General features: G+C 54.2%; 16 protein-coding genes. 9 read left to right on the forward strand and 7 right to left on the reverse strand.

All coding sequences use genetic code 11. The annotated features are described in order from the left end of the window. Positions 1-120 precede the first annotated feature (120 nt). The gene (locus PJL69_RS17450) at positions 121-621 is read left to right on the forward strand and encodes a DUF2244 domain-containing protein (protein WP_271310809.1); all 501 of its coding nucleotides are present in this window, start codon (positions 121-123) and stop codon (positions 619-621) included. Between the two features lie 206 nt (positions 622-827). Here the strand turns inward: PJL69_RS17450 and PJL69_RS17455 are convergent, their stop codons facing one another. Further along, positions 828-1,904, reverse strand: a complete 1,077-nt coding sequence (locus PJL69_RS17455) for an Mrp/NBP35 family ATP-binding protein (RefSeq protein WP_271310810.1) — start codon at positions 1,902-1,904, stop codon at positions 828-830. 244 nt (positions 1,905-2,148) lie between these two features. Between PJL69_RS17455 and PJL69_RS17460 the strand changes: the two genes are divergently transcribed. After that, the gene (locus PJL69_RS17460; protein WP_209099502.1) at positions 2,149-2,364 is read left to right on the forward strand and encodes a DUF1127 domain-containing protein; all 216 of its coding nucleotides are present in this window, start codon (positions 2,149-2,151) and stop codon (positions 2,362-2,364) included. A gap of 847 nt (positions 2,365-3,211) precedes the next feature. Here PJL69_RS17460 and PJL69_RS17465 read toward each other — a convergent pair. Then, on the reverse strand, positions 3,212-5,257 hold the full coding sequence (locus PJL69_RS17465) for an NADH:flavin oxidoreductase (protein WP_271310811.1): 2,046 nt from the start codon (positions 5,255-5,257) through the stop codon (positions 3,212-3,214). 99 nt (positions 5,258-5,356) lie between these two features. Here PJL69_RS17465 and PJL69_RS17470 point away from each other — a divergent pair, with 99 nt between their 5' ends. The 3 genes from PJL69_RS17470 to PJL69_RS20410 all read left to right on the forward strand — a co-directional run bounded on the left by PJL69_RS17470 (position 5,357) and on the right by PJL69_RS20410 (position 7,078). After that, positions 5,357-5,977: a TetR/AcrR family transcriptional regulator gene (locus tag PJL69_RS17470; RefSeq protein WP_271310812.1), complete on the forward strand. Its 621-nt coding sequence runs from the start codon at positions 5,357-5,359 to the stop codon at positions 5,975-5,977. Positions 5,978-6,051: 74 nt separating this feature from the next. Next, positions 6,052-6,810: an NAD(P)-binding domain-containing protein gene (locus tag PJL69_RS17475; RefSeq protein WP_271310813.1), complete on the forward strand. Its 759-nt coding sequence runs from the start codon at positions 6,052-6,054 to the stop codon at positions 6,808-6,810. A 100-nt stretch (positions 6,811-6,910) separates the two neighbouring features. Then, on the forward strand, positions 6,911-7,078 hold the full coding sequence (locus PJL69_RS20410; RefSeq protein ID WP_441347506.1) for a DUF6552 family protein: 168 nt from the start codon (positions 6,911-6,913) through the stop codon (positions 7,076-7,078). Here the strand turns inward: PJL69_RS20410 and PJL69_RS17480 are convergent. The 3 genes from PJL69_RS17480 to PJL69_RS17490 form a co-directional block, all read right to left on the reverse strand. Beyond that, a complete protein-coding gene (locus tag PJL69_RS17480; protein WP_271310814.1) occupies positions 7,071-7,916 on the reverse strand; it encodes a hypothetical protein in 846 nt (281 codons plus the stop codon). The genes PJL69_RS20410 and PJL69_RS17480 overlap by 8 nt on opposite strands. A 137-nt stretch (positions 7,917-8,053) precedes the next feature. Continuing rightward, on the reverse strand, positions 8,054-9,814 hold the full coding sequence (locus PJL69_RS17485; RefSeq protein WP_271310815.1) for a sulfite reductase subunit alpha: 1,761 nt from the start codon (positions 9,812-9,814) through the stop codon (positions 8,054-8,056). Positions 9,815-9,818: 4 nt separating this feature from the next. Continuing rightward, complete coding sequence (locus PJL69_RS17490; RefSeq protein WP_271310816.1) at positions 9,819-15,281, reverse strand: glutamate synthase-related protein; 5,463 nt, start codon at positions 15,279-15,281, stop codon at positions 9,819-9,821. A gap of 344 nt (positions 15,282-15,625) precedes the next feature. Here PJL69_RS17490 and PJL69_RS17495 point away from each other — a divergent pair, with 344 nt between their 5' ends. The 3 genes from PJL69_RS17495 (at position 15,626) to PJL69_RS17505 (ending at position 18,950) form a co-directional block, all read left to right on the forward strand. Further along, positions 15,626-16,444: a DUF2189 domain-containing protein gene (locus tag PJL69_RS17495; RefSeq protein ID WP_271310817.1), complete on the forward strand. Its 819-nt coding sequence runs from the start codon at positions 15,626-15,628 to the stop codon at positions 16,442-16,444. Between the two features lie 110 nt (positions 16,445-16,554). Then, positions 16,555-17,583 (forward strand): AraC family transcriptional regulator, encoded by a 1,029-nt coding sequence (locus PJL69_RS17500; protein WP_271310818.1) that lies wholly within the window; start codon positions 16,555-16,557, stop codon positions 17,581-17,583. 161 nt (positions 17,584-17,744) lie between these two features. Continuing rightward, positions 17,745-18,950, forward strand: a complete 1,206-nt coding sequence (locus PJL69_RS17505) for an acyl-CoA dehydrogenase family protein (RefSeq protein ID WP_271310819.1) — start codon at positions 17,745-17,747, stop codon at positions 18,948-18,950. Positions 18,951-19,056: 106 nt separating this feature from the next. Here PJL69_RS17505 and PJL69_RS17510 read toward each other — a convergent pair whose 3' ends face one another. Then, entirely contained in the window at positions 19,057-19,488 is a 432-nt protein-coding gene (locus PJL69_RS17510; RefSeq protein ID WP_271310820.1) for a DUF1489 family protein, read from the reverse strand. A 177-nt stretch (positions 19,489-19,665) separates the two neighbouring features. On the opposite strand from PJL69_RS17510, the gene PJL69_RS17515 reads away from it, so the two are divergent. Beyond that, positions 19,666-21,948: an adenosylcobalamin-dependent ribonucleoside-diphosphate reductase gene (locus PJL69_RS17515; RefSeq protein ID WP_271310821.1), complete on the forward strand. Its 2,283-nt coding sequence runs from the start codon at positions 19,666-19,668 to the stop codon at positions 21,946-21,948. 250 nt (positions 21,949-22,198) lie between these two features. Here PJL69_RS17515 and PJL69_RS17520 read toward each other — a convergent pair whose 3' ends face one another. After that, entirely contained in the window at positions 22,199-22,456 is a 258-nt protein-coding gene (locus PJL69_RS17520; protein ID WP_271310822.1) for a helix-turn-helix domain-containing protein, read from the reverse strand. Positions 22,457-22,783: the final 327 nt, after the last annotated feature.

Genomic DNA, 22,783 nt, shown 5'->3' on the forward strand with positions numbered 1-22,783 from the left:
AAGTGCAGTGCTGCGTCAATCATGGCTCTTGATACGGCACCGCCCATTCTTTCAATGTAGAGCCAGCGTTCCCCACAGTGGGGCGCCGCGGGATCTGATTTATGCCAGGGACGTTTCCAGATGCCACACCGTTGGGCAGATGCTTCAGAGGCCAATGAACCGGTGCTCACATTGTGGCCGCACCGCTCACTGCCACATCGTGGCTTTGCAGCCATTGTGCTGTTTGCGTTCACTGCAGGCACCATACCGCTCTACGGCTTGATTGGCACAGTCTTGTTCTGGGGCATTTTGCCCTTCATTCTGCTGATGGTTTGGGGCCTATGGTATGGCCTGCGCAAGTCCTACAAGGACGGCAATGTGTTTGAGGCGTTGTCCTTAGCCGCAGACACGCTTCATCTTTCACACAAACCCGCCAGCGGCACGGCCTCAGAATGGTCTTGCAATATTTATTGGGCGCGCACGCAGATGCACGTTCATGGCGGGCCGGTGCCGCACTACGTCACGCTCTCCGGCAATGGGCGCACCGTCGAGATTGGCAGCTTTCTGACAGAGGATGAGCGCAAAACGCTTTATGTCGAACTGAGCGATTTTCTCGCAGATCGCGCTGCGACGCAGTATTAAGGCAGAATCACATGCAGGATTTGGCGTTGCTGCGTGCGTTGCGTTTACTGTGCAGCTTTTTGCGGGGGTGCGAAATTGCACCTCCGCAATACAGTCGTGATACCGACGCAATACCGACACTGTTTTTTCAGGCTTTAAACTTGCGTTGAAACGTTAACGCACCTGCAAAAAGCTGTCGCGAGGATCGTCGAGGGGCAGGGGATGGCCTAGGCCATCCCGCCTTTGATCAAACCCTGCGCGATCTGTGCATAAGCCTGCGCCATATCGCTGCTTCCGGCGGCAATTGGCGTTCCGCCATCTCCGGCAAGGCGCGTGTCCAGATCAATCGGCAGGGCACCGAGCAGCGGAACGCCCAGCTTGTCTGCCTCTGCGGCCACGCCCCCATGCCCAAAGATATGGGACTCATGCCCACAGTTCGGACAGTGGAAAAGACTCATGTTTTCAATGAGTCCCAAGACAGGTGTCTTCAGCTGATCAAACATGCCAAGCGCCTTGCGTGCATCTAGCAGGGCCACATCTTGCGGTGTGCTCACCACAATCGCGCCGGTCAGCTCTGTTTTCTGACACAGGGTCAGCTGCACATCACCTGTACCGGGCGGCAGGTCCACAATCAAAACATCAAGTTCGCCCCATTGAACCTGTGTCAGCATTTGTTGCAACGCCCCCATAAGCATCGGCCCACGCCAGACAACCGGTTTGTCTTCCTCCAGCATAAAGCCGAGCGACATGATCGTAACACCATGAGATTGCAGCGGAATAATGGTTTTCCCATCCGGGCTTGCCGGGCGTTTGTTGACCCCCATCATGCGCGGTTGGCTGGGGCCATATATATCTGCATCCAGCAAACCCACCTTGCGTCCTTGCTTGGCCAGCGCGACAGCAAGGTTGGAGGATACAGTTGATTTCCCCACACCGCCTTTGCCAGATCCCACTGCTAAAATGCGCTGGACACCGGCCACTTTCATTGGCCCAGCCTGTGGTTTGGGATGGCCGCCAATCTTCAGACTGGGTGCGGCTTTCTTGGGGGCAGGGGCATTGTCATGGGCTGTCAATGCAACCTGTACATTTGCCACACCTGGCAACTGCGCAACGGACGCTTCCGCCGCCTTGCGCAACGGCTCCATCAGCCGTGCTATATCTGCATTGGGCGCCTCAAGAACAAAGCGCACCGTATCGCCATCAATTGTCAACGCGCGCAAGAAATCCCGCGAAATCAAATCGCCCCCATCAGGTAAGGCGATCTTGGACAACACCCCCTGCACATCTTCTTTGGTGACGGGCATGCTCAACTCCTATGCTGCAAGTGCAAAATGCGGACACTCTTCCGTGTCTCACCTAAGGATTCCTTAACATTTCTTCAAGGTTTACGGCATCTTGCCCAATTATTGTGCACCGTGCCGTTACGTAACGTACGATATTCCATAGATGCATAACTGGTTTGCGAAGGAAGCCATTGTGCGTCCGCAGCATGATCCCATATACCCCTCATCAAGCGAACGATAACACTCACACCAGCGAGTAACGATTATGGCATACGTAGCAAACAGCGCCGCAGTGGCAGCACCGAAGGCATCCGGCCTTTCTGGCATTTTTGCCTCCCTGGCAGAGCGCTTTCGTCAGTACCGCGTGTACCGCACAACATACAACGAGCTGAGCGCTCTTTCCAATCGCGAACTGAGCGATCTTGGCATGAGCCGCTCCATGATCCGCCGCCTGGCCATCGAAGCCAGCCGCGAAGCATAAGTTTCTTGGGAAGCCACTCCTCCCTCAGGCTTTCCAATTCTGCGACGATGCCTCTCCTCCTCCCTGGTATCGTCGCGGCGAACAACGGGCCCCTATGGCCCAAAGAGCTCAAGGCTCTCCTCTCCTCCTCCCTGGAGAGACTTGAATAAAGCGACGGCGCCTCTCCTCCTCCCTGGCGTCGTCGCAAAAAAATTTGGGCTGAACAAAAAGCCCAACGAAATCAAGGGCTCTCTCTCCTCCTCCCTGAGAGTTCTTGAGACTAGAGCGACGGCACCTCTCCTCCTCCCTGGTGTCGTCGCATCAGAATTCCGGGCTCCGAAAGCCCAACGAAATCAAGGGCTCTCTCTCCTCCTCCCTGAGAGCTCTTGTGACTAGAGCGGCAGCACCTCTCCTCCTCCCTGGTGCTGCCGCTGCAATAATTCGAGCCTCTGGCTCACCGATATCAAGGCGCTCTCTCCTCCTCCCTGAGCGTTTTGTGTGAAGCGCGGCGACATCTCTCCTCCTCCCTGATGTCGCCGCTGTCTTCTCCCTTCAAGGCACTGTCGCAAACCCAAACCGCTCCATAGGGCGGGCGTTTGCCGTTGTTTTGGAGGTGAGCCTAAAGGGGCCGAATTTTCGAAAAATGTTGTTTAGAGTGCATCAGGCATGAATTTCCTGAGACGTCTTCTCTGTGATTGCAGGCGCAGGCTTGCGAAAGCCTCGGCTTACTATGATTCAGGCCCGATGACAGGGGGCACGTGTAAGCACGATAATCCTATAATGAGTGTTATGTTATATATATTGAGGCGTGGAAACTGATATCAGATCCCAAGCTTACTGAAAGAATTGCTGAGGATGGTTTGGGTCCTCAAATATCTTTTACCAGTCTTAGTGCGTCATAAATGGCGGCATGTATGTTTCGGGCAGAAACGGCGTCGCCGATGCGAAACAACTGGAAATGCCCATCCGGATTACGCAACGCCTTTTGCGGCGCACCACCAATCAATGCATCATAGTCGACAGCGCCGAGATTCGTGCTGAATGGTTTTAAGTCAAAATAAAGATCGTCCATGGGCAATGTGCCATAGTTCACCACAACCTGGTCGTATTCTTTTGTATCGACATGGTCGCTGTAGTCAGTGCCGATCAACGCATTCAGTCGAATGCCAGCTTGTTCTACACCAAGCAGCCGTCGCGTGACTGTGAATGTGACGTCCTTGTCCTGTAGCGCGCGCATATATGGCACGAGGTTCATCGCCATGACTTCTGGAGCGAAAGTTCTGTCCGGCGTCATGATTTCTACTTTGCTGCCAGCTGCTGCTGCCAGCTCTGCGGCCTGCAAAGCTGCGTGATCGCCGCTTTCATCGTAAATCAAAACGGATTTGGCGGGCTTTATGTCTCCGGAAATCAGATCCCATGCGGTAATGATATGCTTTGCTTCAGTCCCAGTTTCAAAGAGTTCAGTATTTGGCAATCCGCCCGTCGACACAATGACAACGTCTGGATTAAGTTCAATGATATCATTGATTTCTGCCCATGTGTTGAACCTAAAAACCACGTCTTGTGCCGCGCATTGGGCCATGCGCCAGTCTATGATTGCCATCATCTCTCGCCGGCGCGGGGTCTGGGCGATGAGACGTATTTGACCGCCTGGGTCAGGCTGCAATTCAAACACAATGACTTCATGGCCACGCATGGCGGCGACACGTGCCGCCTCAAGTCCGGCTGGCCCCGCGCCAATGACAACAACGCGGCGTTTTTGTTTGGCAACAGCGATTTCATGCGGCATCGTAAGTTCCCGCCCGGTTGCCGCGTTATGAATGCAAAGCGCCTCACCTGCTTGATAGATGCGGTCCAGACAATAGGTGGCGCCCACACAGGGCCGGATATCGTGCTCGCGTCCCTCAGAAATCTTGCGGACGATATGTGGGTCGGCCATGTGGGCGCGCGTCATGCCAACCATATCCAGAAGTCCCGCCTGAACGGCGTGGCGCGCGGTCGCTACATCGGGAATCTTTGCGGCATGAAAGGTAGGCATGCCTGTCGCGGCTTTCACACGGCCTGCAAAATCAAGATGCGGGGCATTTGCCATCCCCTGAACCGGGATAATGTCGGTCATTGCAGGATCAGTATGGATGCGCCCTCGTATGACATTGAGGAAGTCCAGTTTGTTGGTCGCGGCCAATCGCCTGGAAATCTCTATCCCCTCCTCTTCGGTGATGCCGCCTTTCTGCGCCTCATCGGCGGTGTAGCGGAACCCGACTATGAAGTCCTCCCCAACACGCTTGCGGATCGCATCCAGCACATCCATCGGGAAGCGCAGGCGATTTTCCAGTGTATCAGCGCCGTAGGGCCCGCTCAGGTCGTTGGTGAGTGGCGACCAGAACTGGTCTAACAGATGGCCATAGACCTGCAATTCAATACCATCCATGCCCCCAGCTTGCATGCGTTCTGCTGCATCTGCGAAATCACCAATGATGCGTTCAATGTCCCAATCTTCGATCAGCTTAGGGAACGCCCGATGCGCCGGTTCACGATGTTTGGAAGACGACACAGACGGCAACCAATCTCCCTTATTCCAAGCGGTTCTGCGCCCCAAATGGGTCAGTTGAATCATAACGGCACAGCCATGTTCGTGGCAGCTATCAGTGAGGTCCCGTATCCAGGGAACCACCTCGTCTTTGTATGCCAAGATATTGTTGAAAACGGGCGGGCTGTCCTTTGACACTGCCGCGGATCCTGCGGTCATCGCCAAAGCGACCCCAGCTTTTGCACGCTCTTCATGGTAGGCGCGGTATCGCTCTTTTGGCATTCCGTCGACGGGATATGCCGGTTCGTGGCTGGTTGTCATGATCCGGTTTTTCAACGTCAAATGTTTGAGTTGATAAGGTTGAAGAAGAGGATCTTTGGACATTGTGGTTCCCGTCGTCTGGCAGAAGGCTATCTTGACACTTGTGTCGAGTTTACCCTCAACGGTTCTTGACACATCTGTCAAGAAGGATATTGGTAGGGAATGTCAAAATCAGCTCCCCCGAAGCAACGCGGCTCACGAGACTTATGGCTTGCAGGCGCAAATGAACTCCTTGTCACCCGGGGCATCGACGGTGTGAACATCATGGCGCTTTCCCGTCATCTAAATTTATCGCGGACGGGGTTTTATTGGTTCTTCAAAGATCTTGAGGAGCTTCACATCGCAATGGCTGAACATTGGGAAGTCACGAACACTTCGAGCATAATCGAGCGCTGTGAAATGCCCGCCGACAACCTTTGCGAAGCAATGTTCAATCTGATTGATTGCTGGCTGGACTCGGCACTTTTTGACGCTGATTTAGACATGGCTATACGCGACTGGGCACGTAAAAGTAAGGCGATCAAGCAACGATTAGATGCGGTGGACCACAACCGAATTGAAGCCGTTACTGCGGTTTTTCTACGCCACGGCTACACCCCGGAGCAGGCTCAGGTTCGCGGCGCGACAGTTATATGCACGCAGACTGGTTACTTCTCAATGGATATACAAGAAGACCCCGACGAACGTCTGAGGCGCGTGCAATACTATGTTGAACTCTTTGCAGGGGAAGCGCCTTCGCAAGAAGACATCGCAGCCTTTCATGACCGGCACAGAGACAAGTGATGTTGCGTCTGTTGCGTCCTAAGTATGCCGAAAGTGCTTAAGAATAACTGATACGTTTAGGGTGGCAGTCAAAAATGAAAATTGGATACCTAGGTTTTGGAACCATCGCTCTGGCTTGTGCGCAAGGTCTGGTGGAAGACGGCCATGACATCATCGTAAGCGAGCGCAGCAAAACGAATGCGACGCGCATGTCCGAACGCCATGGAAACGTACGTGTCGCAAGCAATCAAGCGCTCTTGGACACATGTGATGTTGTTTTCCTAGGCACCACAGCCGAGGTTGCTGACGCTCTGCTCGAAGATCTGGCGTTTCGCGAAAATCAGACGGTCCTCTCTTTCATGGTGGGTATGCCTGCCGAGAAAATTGCCAAACTCGTGGCGCCAGCGACGTTTGAAGCGATCGTAATCCCGTTTCCGTCTATCGCTCAAGGGGGGTCACCTCTTCTGACTTATCCAAAGTCCCCCACAACCGAAACGCTCTATGGTCGTGCCAACACCATTATCCCTATGAAATCAGAAGCAGATTTCAATGAGTTTCTGGCGGCGCAAGCGCTTCTTTCAGTGGTTGCAAAGCTCATGGCTGTCAGCGTTGATTGGCTTAGTGAGAAAACGGAAGACCCAGTTGCTGCAGAGCAGTTCCTTAGACTTTTGATCGGTGGCTCTATCATGGCAGAGCCCATAACGACTCCAAATGTCATGTCAAATTTGGTGTCGTCTCTCAACACGCCAGGAGGCTTGAACCAACAATTGCGCGAATTCATGGCTGACACAGGGACCTATGACGAACTGATCGATGGGCTCAACGTGCTTTCAGCGCGCCTCAACCGCTCTTGATCCGGCCCCAGTCGCCGTGCGCCAGACCACCTCTTCTCAAACATAGATCCCAACTGCTTGGGGCTGATCTGACTGGAGCAAATACGGCTCCCTTGACTGTATCTGCTTTCGTCTTCGAGGCGTGCTTTGGTTTCGCGTAGGTGCGATTTGGAACCATCATGCGATTTTGGTCGGTCACGTCGGCGCCCTCATCGAGCTGGTCTTTGGTTTACAAACTCTTACCAATACGCATGGGTGTTACAAAGACACGCAGAGAGCATCTAATTGAGCCGCGGTAGCGATGTCAGCAACTCTCGCCATTCCCTTGGAGCGGACCAGGGATCGGCGGCCATGGCGGCAAAACACTTTTGATCCATATCGTAGAGCTCCAGTTGCCAATGCAATGCAGAAGCCGTCACCCAGACTTCTTTCACGGCATTAAAATCCATGGAGAACATTGACCTGCCACATCCCACAATCCAGAAGTTGCCGAGCGTCGCAATCGTTTCAATAGATCCCGTCTGCGCCTGCAGAACGCCACCAGACGGTACCATCCTGACAAACGCGCGTTTGCGATCTTTGAGGTATGTCAGCAGGCTCGGTAACACGGCTGGCAAGACTCGCCAGGCCCTATTGGCTCCGAGATAAGGCAGGTTTTGCCTTCTAACCCTGCCTTGCATGCGCATTATTTCATTCAGATGCATACCGGCATCGTTGCGATCCCAATGCTGACGCGCTTGGCGAACAGCATTCAAAGGGATTACATTGGCTGCCGTATCTTCTGGCTCTGCCCCCGCTGGGGGGCAAGAAGAGGTGGGATCCAAAGAGAGCGCAACGCGCTCATCATATTCTTTCACAAACTGCACGCGATGATGAATGGTGCCCGTCACACCTGCAGCCACAAGGCTACCGGGCAAACGAGCAACCGAACTCAGAGCGCTCCGGCTCAACGATAGCGGTGCTCCGGGATCCAGGCGTAAGGACACCCTACGTGAACTGATACGAAACGGCATAGCGGTCGTTTGGAGCGGCGCATATCCGCCCCGCCCCGAGATCAAAGCACTCTCATTGCGCGTTGTAATCAAAGCGTCATCGAACTGAGTGCCCAATAACGCGAGTGTTTCCATATCGAGGCCGAGTGCTGTGACCCCAACAAGGCTACGCAACTCAGCCAAGCTTGCGGGGGCCTCCCGCGACAGCTTTCGAAAACAACGGTCAGCAGTACAGCACTCAGACATCTTTGGCTCAGTCCTCGACCATCACCTTAGTAAACGTCTCGCACATAGCGTTTTTCGCGTTTGAGCGTATTTACATAGTCAGTTGCGCCTTCCTGTGAGAGGCCACCGTGATCGGCAATCACCTGGTGCAGGGCTTGATCCACGTCTTTCGCCATCCTGGTTGCATCGCCGCAAACATAGAAATGCCCGCCTTCCTGCAACATGCCAAACAGTGCCTTGCCATTTTCAAGCATGCGATTTTGAACGTAAATTTTCTCGGCCTGATCACGAGAAAACGCAAGATCAAGTCGCGTCAACAAACCCGAAGCGCTCATGGCGCTGATCTCGTCTTCATAAATGAAGTCACTTTCGCGATGCTGATCGCCAAAAAACAGCCAGTTTGCGCCTTGTGCGCCAAGCTCGCGGCGCTCTTCCAAGAATGCACGGAACGGCGCAATACCAGTCCCTGGTCCGACCATAATCATGGGCACATCATTGTCCTGCGGCACGCGGAAGCTTTTGTTTGGCGACATAAAAATACCGGCGGTTGCACCTTTTGGCACCTGATCGGCAAGGAATGTAGAGCAAACACCATTGTGCACGCGGTGATTGTAGTTCCAACGCACTGCAGCAACCGTTAAGTGGACCTCACCAGCATGAGCCTTTGGACTTGAAGAAATTGAATAAGCCCGGTGCTGCAGCGGCTTGAGCCAACTGACAAACTCTTCGACATCCAGTGCCAGATTTGGATTTAAGTTAAGCAGGTCAAGGCTGTCCTTGCCCCAAAGAAATGCCTCCAATGCTTCTTTGTCACCATTGCCAACAACATGGCTAAATTCATCATGATTTGCCAACGGTTCCAGCGCGCGAATGAGATCACGTGAAGGTGTCATGATCTCCAGACCAGTTGACAATAGTGCACCAAGTGCTTGATCTCGACCGGCCACGTCGGTGTCTTCTGCAACACCCAAGCGCTTTAGAATGCCACTCACCAAATCCGGCGCATTCACCGGCATCACTCCCAAGGCATCCCCTGCCTCGTAAGTCATTCCGCTTTCTCCCAGATCAAACGCGATGTGGCGAATTTCCTTGGCTGACTGCGCACCCGAGAGAATTTGGTTGTCCGCCACTTTGGCCAGAAAGGGAGATTTGCGTGAGTAAGCTGATTTTTCAGTTTTGGATGTAGCGGTCTGCGTTTCAGGCGCCGCCGTCGTACTCTGGGCAGCATCATCTACATCAGGGATCGTCGCAGCCAACCATTCAGCAGCGGCATCTTCGAAATCGATGTCGCAATCGACACGAACTGCCAGACGTTTCGCCCCAAGTTGCTCAAGTCGCGTGTCAATCAGCTTGCCCGCCTGACAGAAAAACTCGTAGCTCGTGTCCCCCAAAGCCAGAACGCCGTAATTCAGGTTCGCCAAACGCGGCGCCGTTTCTGCCGAGAGTGCGTCCCAGAAGAGTTCGGCATTATCTGGCATTTCACCTTCGCCATAGGTTGAAATGACCACAATCACGTTTTCCATTGCCGCCAGTTGATCCATCTCAACAGCGTCAAGTTCCGTCACACGCGGCGCAAAACCCTTGCTTTTGGCCAATTCTGCTGCGTCATTGGCAACCTCTTCGGCGTTGCCTGTTTGCGTGCCAAACAAGATGTCCAGAGGCTTGGCCTTCACCTGTTCAGGCGCAGTCGCAGCGCTCGTCGTTCCTCCGATAGACAGACGCGAGTGCAACCCCGCCAAAAATCCACCAAGCCAAGTGCGTTGCTCGCCAGAAAACGGCGCATCATCTGGAATATAGGGGGCGTTCATATCTTTACTCCGCTGCCGTCCGGGCCACCATCTCTGGCAGCGCATTTTGGGCGAACAGTTCATCAAAGCTTGGAATTGTACCAAGCGCGTTCCGGTTTTTGGTGTCCTGATGCAGGATCCAGCTGTAGGTCCCGGGGCTGTCCATGCTCAGGATGTTGCGCATAGACAAAGCCCGTTTGAAGTCGCTCAGTCGTTTGTGCGCTACCAGCGTCGCCAAACCGAGGTCGTCGTAATCATTCACAGCTTTCTTGGCGTGTTTGGACAGGTCGAGCATCAGGCTAAAGTCCTCAGTCAGCACCAAATTGCGTGCGGTTTTATCCAACGCCAGTCGATCCGCTGTTTTTCCTATGCGTTTGGCGGCGAGGGTCTGCGCCATTTCCAGCACGGAATAACTGTTGATGAGACGGAACATTTCTTCCGTATCCATTTCGCCGTAGTCCGGAGTCACCCCTTTGTGGACCGGACGGCCGGACTTCCATGCTTTCTTGAGCGCAGAAATCTGATGTTCGGCCAAGGCTGTCGAGAGCTCTTCCACCAGATCCTTGCGGCTCTTGGATTTGAGTATCTCGTCGGCGTCCTGATACTGCAGCAGCGCCTTTGGCATGACCCAGGCCATGTGCTTTTGCGCGTCTTCCCAATTGGATAGCAAGTCCCGCGCCTTGGCAGAGCCTGTGGCCTCGTGGTGCCAGTTCAGCAACTGATACACCGCATCCCGATGAACGGTAGCCTCTTCAGACCCGTCGACCAATGTCCCCATGAAGACAGAGTCATGGCTGATCATATCAGCCAGCCGACCTTCTGGGTCATATTGATAAGCGAAACCTCCAGACATACCGTTGCCATAGCCCTTTGAAAAGTCGCCGAGATTCAAGATCGCACCGTTGGTCATATATTCGGCGCAGAAATCACCAACGCCCTCGACAACAGCAGTTGCACCAGAATTGCGCACGGCAAAACGGTCACCCGCTTGCCCCTCGATGAAAGTCCGTCCGCCGGTTGCGCCAAACAGGGCAAAGTTGCCGATCAGTACGTTTTCCTTTGCTGAGCCGCCGCCGGGGGAGCGGACTATGATCTCACCGCCACAAGCCCCTTTGCCAACACCGTCGTTACATGTTCCCGTGTGTTCCAACATCATGCCGTCGTTGCAGAAGGCTCCGAAACTTTGCCCGGCTGAGCCGCTTGTCACCACACGAACGGCGCGCGGGTCTAAAAAGCGACGCCCGCGCAGATCTTGGTGGGCCGCGACCGGCAGCGCCTCAAGCTCGTGGTTCAGCAGACGCTCGATATCAATCGCCAGCTGGCCACCCACGGATTTATTGCGGTTGTTGAGCGGCGCATTGGGCCGCAGTTCGATCTGGCTTTCCCCACCAGCGATCAACCGCGTGCGCATCTGTTCCAGAAGGATGTCATCCACCGCAAAATCGCGCTCCAGATACACCGGATCTTCAACCGGGTTTTCCGGCACATGGGTGAGCATTTCGCGCAAATTAAGCTGACCTACCGCAGAAGGGTGATCTAGCAAATGCAACAGATCACTGCGCCCCCGCGCCTCTGCAAGGCTTTGGAGCCCAAGTTCAGCAAGAATTTCACGGGTTTCATGCGCGATATTCAGAAGGTATTGCGCCAGCGCACGTGGGTCGCCATCGAACACTTCTGGATTGGTGGTCAGCCCTGCCGGGCATTTCACGTTGCAATTTTTGGCCATCACGCATTTCAGCATCATCAACGCTGTCGTGCCAAACTCAAAGCTGTCACCGCCCATGAGCGCCGCCTTAACCACGTCAGACCCGGTTTGCATGGCGCCGGAGCACCGCAGCTTCACCTTTTGGCGAATACCATTGGCACAGAGCGCCTGATGCACTTCCGCGATGCCAATTTCCGCTGCGCGCCCCGTATATTTGAGCGAAGTGACCGACGCTGCACCGGTGCCCCCGGTGCTGCCAGCAACGTTGATGACATCCGCACCCGCTTTGGCAACACCCACCGCAATGGTGCCGATGCCCTCAGAAGACACGAGTTTTACAATCACTTTCACGCGCGCCGCTTTTGCATCGTGAATGAGCTGCCCCAGATCCTCGATTGAGTAGGTATCGTGGTGGGGCGGTGGGGAAATCAGTTCTACACCAGGTGTACCGCCGCGTGCTGCTGCGATTTCGACGGTGACTTTGGGTGCGGGCAGCTGACCACCCTCCCCCGGCTTGGCGCCTTGACCAATCTTGATTTCAATTTCTTCAAGATTTGGCTCAGCGAGATAGCCTGCCCAAACGCCAAAACGACCAGATGCGAACTGTTTGATTTTGGAAGCCCGGATGGTCCCGTAGCGGCTGATATGCTCTCCGCCCTCACCGGAGTTCGACATGCCGCCAACCATATTTGTGCCATGGGCCACCGCCTCATGGGCGGTCGCAACAAGCGCCCCATGGGACATTGCGCCGGACGCCAGACGTGGTGTGATCGCAGATGCGGGTTCCACGGCATCCAGTGGCAATTTATCTGGTGCTGGTCGGATGCGAGACACATAGTCAAGCGCCCAGTCTTTCACCGTCACCACAAGCGCGCCGCCAGTGACCGTGTGATCCAGAACATCCTCGCCAAAGCGGGCAACCAAAGTTTGACGCAGAGCGTCAAGGCGTCCGATATCGTTTGCTTTGGGGCCAGTGAGCCGCAGTTGGTATTGCCCCTCACCAATCTGTTCAACGTGCAGGCCTCGGATCACGAAATCTCTGTTGCCGGCTCGGTTAAAGAGCATCATTTCCTTTTTTATATCAGCGACTTTATCAAGGAAGGTGATGTCAGCCGGGAAGGCCAATACGTCGCGCAGCGCTGCGGGGCGTTTATGGCGCTCTTCGCTCATCTGACGGCTGAAATCACGATATCCGGGAGTGATCTTGAAGCTGTCGATCTGCGCCTTACTCAACTTGTCAAAGCTCGTATTGACATAGCCAGCATCCGAGATGCCAAAGGCATCATCCATCTGGCGCAGGGTCAGCAAGCGGAACGGATCGTTTTCTCCCTCTCCTTCGGCAAAGCTGATCGGCTCTTCGGTAAGATCCACAAAACCGCGCACTGCGTTGGTACCATAGCTGTGTCCTGCACCCTCAGACCGCTCTTTAAACAAGCCAAGCATTGGTACATCATCGGCGCTCTTCACCGTCAGTGCGCGGTCATGCCAATCAGCCACGGACTGCGCGATGGTTTCAAACCTGACCCCGCCCACCGGCGTTTTCATGTTGGGCAGGTACTTCTTGAAAACACGATCATTCGTGTCAAGGAAGTTGGGTTCAAAGAACTCGCCACCCGAATAGCTTTCCACTGTGCATAGGCCAACTTTGCCCATGGTTTTCATCAGCGCTTTTTCTGCAGCTTTCTTGAATTTACCGTAAGCCTCGGTACATCCATCGCCTTCGCCAAACAGTTCTTCAGCGCGCATTCGCACACCTAGCGGGTAAACCGCCGCCGCGCCAAACCCAAGCGCGCAGGCAATATGATGTGATGACGCGATTTGACCGCTTTCCACCACGAGAGACACTTTGAAGCGCAGCCCCTCTTCGATCAGACGCTGGTTGATGGCCGAGATCGCCAGCGTCATCGGCATTGCGGCTTTCTCGCGGCTGATATGTCGATCCGTTACAATCGCAATACCGCCTTTGTCTCGTGCAAAGGCCACGACCTCTTCGGAGACCGTATCAATGGCCTTTTCAAGCGCTGTTTCATTGGCCGTTTGATCGCCGAAAACTGGCGTATAAAGCATATCAAACCGAGCCCAGGGCGTTTCTTCCTGCGCTTTGATTTTGAGCATATCCGCCATGCGCAAAACCGGCGAGTTGATCACAATCTGACGTGAACGCGAATGCCCGAGATGTGGTTTCTCCCCAAGCGCCACACGCAAAGTCATGCCATCCGCTTCGCGGATCGAATCCAGCGGCGGGTTTGTGACCTGCGCAAAACGCTGACTGAAGTATTTTGCGACACCGCCTTCATTGTCTGACAAGGCATTGATCGCGTTGCCGTATCCCATAGCCGAAACTTTCTCGACCCCGGTTTGCAGCATCGGGTCCATCAGGAATTTGAAGCTTTCCTGATTGAGCGTATAGGCCACGTATCGTGCGGAACGTTCCAGATCGCCTTCATAGCGGCGCGCCGCAACTTTTGGATCCACATCTGCCTCAGGAAGACTGTCAATCGTAATCCGTGCCGCTTCTAGAAGAGCCGTGTAGTCTTTCTGCGCCGCGAGCTTCTCCAACGCGTCGACAGTCTCATAGATACGACCTTCAGCGTGATTGTAGTAAATCATGCCGCCTGCTTCGACGCGCCCACGCCGGATCACCTCTTCAGGCGGCAGATAAAACTGCCCCGCCTCAGACATAACTGCGAGGTAATCATCGGTTTCGACACTCCTGAGGGGCCGTAGGCCCAATCGATCAAGTCTTGCGCCAATGATATTGCCATCACCGAAAACCAACGCCGCGGGCCCATCATTCTTCTCTTCAAAGAGCGAAAAATACTCCAGCATGGACCGCACATCATTTGACAGGCGGGTGTCGTTCTCCCAAGCCGGAGGCATCATCGCAACAACAGCGGTCACAAGATCCAGCTGTTCATCATAAACACGCGCATTCAGCGTCTGATCCAAGCGGCAGCTGTCTGATTGGCCCTTCGGGCGCACGATCGCCTTTGAACGCGCCAGAGCCACTGCCGCCTCGCTCAACCGGTTTTTCTTGTCCGTGTTCAGCTCGCCGTTGTGCGCCATCAAACGGAAAGGCTGTGCCATAGAGGGGTGCGGATCTGTGTTGGTGGAAAACCGCGTGTGGAAATACATTGTATGAACCGCATGGTCCGGGTCAGACAAGTCCTTGAAATACGGAATGATCTCCCAGGAATTCAGGCGGCCTTTTAAAACTTGCGTCCGCGCAGAAAGCGACAGCGGATAAAGACCATCAAGCGCGGGTGTGGTGTATGCGACGGCCTCAATCGCCAAGAGGGCGCGATGAATGGCTTGGTCAAGGTCGGCTGCACTGATCGCATTACGAGGCTCAAAAACCCACTGCCGGATAGGCAATTGCCATTTCACCGCCCGCGCACCAATTGCTGTGTTGTCCACGGCAACTTCGCGCGTTTGCAAGATCTCAAAACCTTCGTTCTCAAGGCAAGCAATTACCAACTGTGCGGCCACTTCGTGCTGGCTCGCATCTGAAGGTAGAAAGAAGTTGCCTACACCAAACGCCCCTGCCTTCAGCGGTTTGCCAACGAGCTTACTGAAGTAGTCCAGCGACAGATCAACCGAGATCCCCGCCCCATCGCCAACCCCTTCCGAAGACATACCGCCACGATGCGGCACAGCGCATAGCGCCTCGTGTCCTTTTTCCAACAAGGCACGTGTTTGTTTGCTGTCCTTACGTGTCAGGAAGCCAACGCCGCATGCGCTATGTTCAAGTGTGGGGTCATATAGGCCGGTGTTTTGGATCATGTTGTCAGATGGCTCGCAGTTTGGCAGTCGGACAGTCCCCTTAAAAAAGGAGAAAAACCGTTCGGATGATATGGGGAGAGCCTGGCGGACAGATGTTTCACGCAGTGCGAGATCTGTTTGCTGGATGACGCCTTCTATCGCGAAGTTGCGCAACTTTCAATCGCGACGTTGCTGTAAACTTTTCATTTCTCTTAATTCAGCATTTGCCGAGCTCAATTCAGCTAATACCGAGGATCACTGGTGCATAGATTGCCAGACACTTTGCAAAGGTTGTCGTCCTCTTGCCCGGTGCACGCATCTCCGGCAGACTGTGCTTAGCGAGCGTACTTTGGGAGGAGTATCTCATGCCGTTAGACCAGATCGAAGAACGCCCAGAAGGCGGTAAAATCGCCCCTCCCAATCGCCAACCCAAGATCAACAAAGTGACAGTAGGTGATATCCACCTATCACTGGCCGCTGGGATGCGCGATTATTACGCGCGTCCCGTGATGAGTGCCTTCTTCGGTTTGTTCTACGCTGCTTTTGGCGTTTTATTTGTTTGGTGCTTATTTGGGCTCGGCAAAGCGTGGATGATTGTCCCTGCGGCGGTGGGTTTCCCGCTAGTGGCACCCTTTGCTGCTGCTGGACTATATGAGATGTCCCGACGCATTCACCAAGGGTCGTCTTTTGGCTGGCGCGATATTTTTTCGGTCATTGTGCGGCAACGAAAAAGAGAGATGGGTTGGATGGCATTTGTCACCCTCTTCATCTTTTGGGTATGGGTTTACCAAATCAGGTTGTGGCTTGCGATTTTGCTACAAGGCTCCTCCTTCTCTAATCTAGAGGGGTTCCTTGGTATCGTCTTTTTCACCCCGCAGGGATGGATGTTCCTCGCGATTGGTACGCTTGTAGGCGCTGCTCTTACGGCGGTCCTTTTTTCTGTGACTGTTGTTGCGATGCCGATGCTGTTGGATCGCGAGATCGACTTTGTAACTGCGATGATCACATCAGTCCGCTCAGTCGCAGCAAGCCCATTGGTTATGCTTTCATGGGCAGCCATAAGTTCGGCGGTCTTAATTGCATCACTGTTGCCTGCGTTTCTGGGACTTTTCGTGACTTTGCCGGTCCTCGGACATACAACTTGGCACCTTTACTTGCGAGCGGTGGCAGCACCCGATCCATAAATTTCAAACGCGAACGCCAAAAACGCTAACCAGTTCCGCACGTTGAAAACGCCAGAGAGCTGCGCAATGCTCGCCATCAACAATCTAAAGCAACGAATGCTGAGCCTCCAATGAACCACCCTGCCCCTACACTCTTTTCAACGGTTTCGCAGGATTTCATTCAGGACTGGCTCGTCGCGCTCGAGACGTTGTGTTCGGCGTCTCATCTGCAATCGCTTTTGGAGCGCTCTGATCTGCCACCATTTGATGCAAATTCTCAGAGGCGTGTTACTTTGGATCAGATTGTGCGCCTTTATCAACTCGCTGCTGTAGAAACAGAAGACGAAATGATGGGCTTGTGGTCTCGTCCAATTCGGCCGCGGGCATTGCAACACCTTCTTACTTCTGTGCGTGAAGCGACATCACTCTCTTCTGCGCTTTATCGGTTTTCAACATTCTGGAATCTACTGCTGGATGATTACCAATTCTCCCTGAGCGAACGTGAAGAAACGTTGGTGCTTCAACTTGAGCCGCAGGACAGCCAACCGCCGCAACGATTTGGGCATATGCTGATATTGAAATTGGCACATGGCCTGCTGTCTTGGCTGGCGCGTCATGAGGTTGCTGTGCACGCCGTGACCTTCGCTTTTGAACTGCCAAATTTTGAAGAGGACTATGCTGTCATCTTCCCGGCTCCAGTTTGTTTTGGGTGCACAAACACAAGTATTGCCTTTGACAAAACAGTTTTGGGGCCAGTGCACTTGCGCAGTGCGCCAGACCTTGGTGTGTTTTTAGAAAATGCCCCGCGAGATTGGATCTTCACGCGCTCAAGCGCACACACGCAAGCCCTGCGCGTACGTAGCTTTCTTGTAGCCACCGAGTGGAGTGAAGCAAATCTAGCCAATGCCGCGCACGCCTTGCATATGACCCCCCGCACCTTGATGCGACGGCTCGACACTGATGGCACGTCTTTCCAACTGATCAAAGATGCACTGCGTCGAGACATTGCGATACGTGATCTCCAGGCGGGTGACAAAACCATAGACGCTATCGCTCATGACTTGGGTTTTTCATCTGGTGCCAATTTCCACAAGGCGTTCCAAAGGTGGACGGGCAACACACCAAACTCCTATCGAAGGACTGCGATCCCAGCTGTCTAATTTGTCACTTTTGGAAAGAATGATGTCTGATCCTGAGATGGTTCTTGGCGAACTTAAATTCTAACATACTGCGAAAGAACGCTCATTAGAGAGATTGCATTGGATTATGCGCCAAGTGACTTGGCGTAATCAAACATTATTGCTCAAACAAGGACCTCAGCATGTCAGACAAACTCGCCCACATCCTCGCTGCCGCGCAGAACCACGCAACTCAAGTAATTTCGCCAAATGTCGACGCTTGGAACGCAACAGGCGCCTGGCCTCGCGACGCATCTGATCTTGCAGGGAAAACTGGCCTCACCGGCCTTTACGCACCAGAGGAATGGGGCGGACAGGGCCTCTCTCTCGCGGAGGGAATTCAGGTCTACGAACAGTTGGGCGTGGGCGATGGGGCCTACGCCTTTGCGCTCTCAATGCACAACATCTGCACCTATGCTGGCTGTGGTTACGGCACAGACACATTCAAAAAAAACTGGGCCAAAGACCTAACCTCGGGGCGCAAACTCGCCAATTTCGCCTTAACTGAGCCTCAGTCTGGTTCAGATGCCGTTACCATGTACACCCGCGCGAACGTCAATGGGGATGGGACTTGGACCATCAATGGCGCCAAAGCTTGGGTGAGTTTGGCAACCGAAGCAGATATCTATTTTACCGTCGTCAAAACAAGTGATGCAACCGGCCACAAAGACATGGCGATGATCGCCATCCCCGCCGACGCGCCCGGTGTCAGCTTTGGCCCGCGCTACGACACAGCCTCCTACAATTTTCTCCCACTGGCTGAAATGTACTTCGACAATGTTGTGGTGAGCGAAGACAATATCATTCTGCCAATCGGTCAGGGATTTCAGGGGTCTCTCATGGCCATCGACATTGCGCGGGTATCAATTGCCTCAGGTTGCTGCGGGTTGATGCAAGCCGCTCTGGATACCGCGCTTTCCTATGCCAAAAATCGCAAAATGTTTGGTGGCAAGAACCTCGATCTTGATGGGATCCAGTGGATGCTAGGCGAAGTTGCCACCGATCTAGAAGCGTCCAAGCTGCTTTATCGTAAAGCCGCCGAGGCTCTGGGAACGCCTGAGGGTCCTTTGATGGCGGCGCACGCCAAGCGCTTTGTTCCTGACGCGGCTGTCAAAGCCGCTAATACCTGCACCCAAGTGCTAGGCGGCATGGGTCTTTTGCAGCCTTATGGGCTGGATCGCTTGTCGCGCCTTGCGCAAATGCTGCGTATTGTTGACGGGACAACCGAGATCAGTCGTGTTGTGATTGGGCGCGCACTTCAGAAGCGCGCAGCAGGTTTGCCTGATTTGCCCGTTCCCAAAGGCTTCGGTGAAGCCGATGAGGGCACTTCCGCTGTGGCGGCTCAATAGACCGGGCGCCTACCCAACACTTACCCAGATGCTCCGCGCTCACATCAGCCAACTACAGAGCTGGCTGGTGTGAGCGTAAGCAATGAATTCAAATTGACATCAAGGCTCAGAGCACTCCGATCTCAGCCAATGCTCGGTTCAACTCATCCGGCAAGATATCGTCATTTACGCGGCTCACAGGTAAATCTGCGGGCGCATCCTCAGGCTTCAGGTACCGCCACCCTTGAAAGGGGCGCTTGAGTGCGGCTTGAGTAAGATAAATCTCTGGATCGAGCACGATTGCACAGCGACGAACACCATCTGCCCCGGTCACTTCGTCTAGCCTTACTATGCGCTGCCGACACTGAATGCTGCCTTTGATCACCCAATAGATTGAACCGCCGTTCAAAATCTCAGACTCGCGCTTTGGCCACATACGCGTGATATGCCGTGGCAGCCCATCTGGGAAACTCGCGGCATATGTGTGCTGCCATGCGACAAGCGTTTCTGGGCTTTCCGAACCCACAGAGAGTTTTACAAGATGGACAACTTTATCCACAGCTTTCCCACAGTTTTATGCACCGACACCACATTATATAGTGTGTGATCGTGCCTTCAATATCAAAATAAAGCATTGCCGGTATAAGCTTTGCTCCATTTAGCGTTGTCACCCAGCGCCACTTTGCTATAGAGTGTCCCCCCTAACCATCATTGCAGAACCGCCGAGGACGCCAGGATGAGCCGTTTCGCCGCCCCTATTGCCGAGCAAATCTGGGATATGAAATATCGCTTCAAAGAGGCGGATGGCACACCGATTGATTTGTCGGTGGAGGACAGCTGGCGGCGGATCGCGCGTGACCTTGCGCGCGTGGAAAAAGACCCGACTAAGTGGGAAGGCAAGTTTTACGCCGCGTTGGAAGATTTCAAATATCTCCCCGCCGGTCGCATCACCGCAGGTGCGGGCACCGCGCGTCAGGTGACATTGTTCAACTGCTTTGTGATGGGCACGGTTCCGGACAGCATGTCCGGCATCTTTGACATGCTCAAAGAGGCGGCGCTGACCATGCAGCAGGGCGGCGGTATTGGCTATGATTTCTCCACCATTCGTCCGCGCGGTGCGGATGTAAAAGGCGTGGCTGCGGATGCCTCTGGCCCGCTATCGTTCATGGATGTTTGGGATGCGATGTGCCGCACCATCATGAGCGCGGGCAGCCGCCGTGGCGCGATGATGGCGACCATGCGCTGTGACCATCCTGATATTGAACATTTCATCACAGCGAAGTCCGATCCGGCGCGTCTGCGGATGTTCAACATGTCCGTGCTGGTGACCGATGCGTTCATGGAAGCGGTGAAGGCGGATGGCCCTTGGGAGCTGGTTTTCAAAGACCGCGTGTATCACACGGTTCAGGCGCGTGATCTGTGGAACAAGATCATGCAGAGCACCTATGATTATGCCGAGCCGGGCGTGATCTTCATCGACCGCATCAACCAGCGCAACAACCTGAGCTATGTGGAAGAGATCGCGGCGACCAACCCGTGCGGGGAGCAACCGCTGCCGCCTTATGGGGCGTGCCTGCTGGGTTCGATCAACCTCGCGCGCTTGGTGACCGATCCGTTTGAGACGGCGGCCGAACTGAATGAAGCGGCGCTGACTGAGCTGGTGGCAACCGCTGTGCGGATGATGGACAATGTGGTGGATGCCTCCAAGTTTCCGCTGGAGCAGCAGGCACAGGAAGCCCAAGCCAAGCGCCGCATCGGACTTGGCGTGACCGGTCTGGCAGATGCGCTGTTGATGCTGGGTCTGAAATACGGCACTGAAGAAGCCGCAACTCAGACCGAAGCCTGGATGAAAGCGATTGCGCGCGCGTCCTATCTGGCGTCGGTGGATTTGGCCAAGGAAAAGGGCGCGTTCCCGCTCTTTGACAAAGAGAAATACCTCGCCGGCGGCATGGTGCAGGATCTGGACGAGGACGTGAAAGCGGCGATTGCAGAGCATGGCATCCGCAATGCACTTTTGACTTCGATCGCTCCGACCGGCACCATCAGCCTTTATGCAGGCAACGTAAGTTCGGGCATCGAGCCGGTGTTCGCCTATGCCTACACCCGCAAGGTCTTGCAGAAGGACGGCTCCCGCACAGAGGAAGAAGTCGTTGATTATGCTGTGCAATTGTGGCGCGACAAGTTTGGCGACAAGGAGCTGCCGGACTACTTCGTGAACGCGCAAACTCTGGAGCCAGCGGCGCATGTGCGCATGCAGGCGGCGGCGCAGAAGTGGATCGACAGCTCGATCTCAAAGACCATCAACTGCCCCGAAGACATCAGCTTTGACGCCTTCAAAGACGTATACATGCAGGCCTGGGATACGGGCTGCAAGGGCTGCACCACGTACCGCCCGAACGACGTGACCGGCTCGGTTCTGACCGTTTCTGAAAGCGACGAAAAGGCACCGGGTGAACAGCCCGCCGATCAAGTCGCTGACAGCGGTGAGGTGATCTACATGAGCGAGCCGCTAGAGCGTCCACAGAGCCTCGAAGGGGCGACCTATAAGCTCAAGTGGCCCGACAGCGAGCATGCAATTTACCTGACCGTAAATGATGTGATCATCAACGGCCGCCGCCGCCCGTTTGAAGTGTTCATCAACTCCAAGAACATGGAGCATTACGCCTGGACTTTGGCACTCACTCGGATGATTTCGGCGGTGTTCCGTCGCGGTGGAGACGTGTCCTTTGTGGTGGAAGAGCTCAAAGCTGTGTTTGACCCGCGCGGCGGCGCCTGGATGGAAGGCAAATACATCCCCTCGATTCTCGCAGCCATCGGCGGGGTGCTAGAGCGCCACATGATCACGATCGGCTTCATAGACGGGGAAGGCATGGGGCTGAAGTCTGACCCAAAGGCTGAGGCCGTAAGTGTCGGCAACACCCCACGCGGCAAAGCCTGCCCTTCTTGCGGGGACTTTTCTCTGCAAATGATCGAGGGATGTATGACATGCACCAGCTGCGGCTACAGCAAGTGCGGGTGATCTGAACGCCTGCTAGTCTAGTTGTGGTGTGAAATGACCCATAGTTTGCCCATTTCGTTCTAACTTGGGTCCACTATCTACACATAGGTTGTACATTGAGCGGCTTCACAACGATGCTTTCAGGGTGAAGCCGTCGCTATTTTGAGTATGGGGTTTGAGCAAATTTTGGACGCGAAAATCATGTTTCGGTCACGCCCAAAGTCGTGAAAATCCTTTATGGATTGCATGATTGGTAAATGGAATCAGATCGTTACATCCGTTCACCCGGTGGCACTGCCTTAATGACGGCTTCGAAAAAGTGTTCCGCAAGAACATCAAGCGCCCGCGCTATGATCACCAATTCTGGCACATCAATACGCCGCTGCCCCGACTCGATCCGTGCGACGAACGATTGATGGCACCTTAACCGCTCTGCCAAGGCTGCTTGTGAGAGATTTTGGGATTTACGGGCAGAAATGAGCGCTTCAATGAGTGCCAAATGTCCGTTGGTGTGGAGTGTTTTGGTCAATTGAGTGTCCGTAAGATGCTTCGGACACTTCCAGTAATCTCATTTTCAGATTATCTAAAATTCAGATTACACATATAAGGTGGGTAGTGGTGCCAGATATACATATAACCCCTGCGGATCTGTTTTGCGCTTTGGGTGTTTCGCAAAGCTCTCTGGATTCAGCCGCCATCGACGACATACAGGGTGGGTATTGAGATGACAGGCGTGAAAGCAGGCGACACCTCAAACGCCAAGGAAGCTATCCTGTCGAAGTGTGCGCCAGTTCTAGCAATAAAGTCGGCAGTCTCGCGACCCACCTCCTATTCTCGAACATTGAAGCTACAGGAG

The organism is Shimia sp. MMG029, from assembly GCF_027947445.1.
GTDB lineage: Bacteria > Pseudomonadota > Alphaproteobacteria > Rhodobacterales > Rhodobacteraceae > Shimia.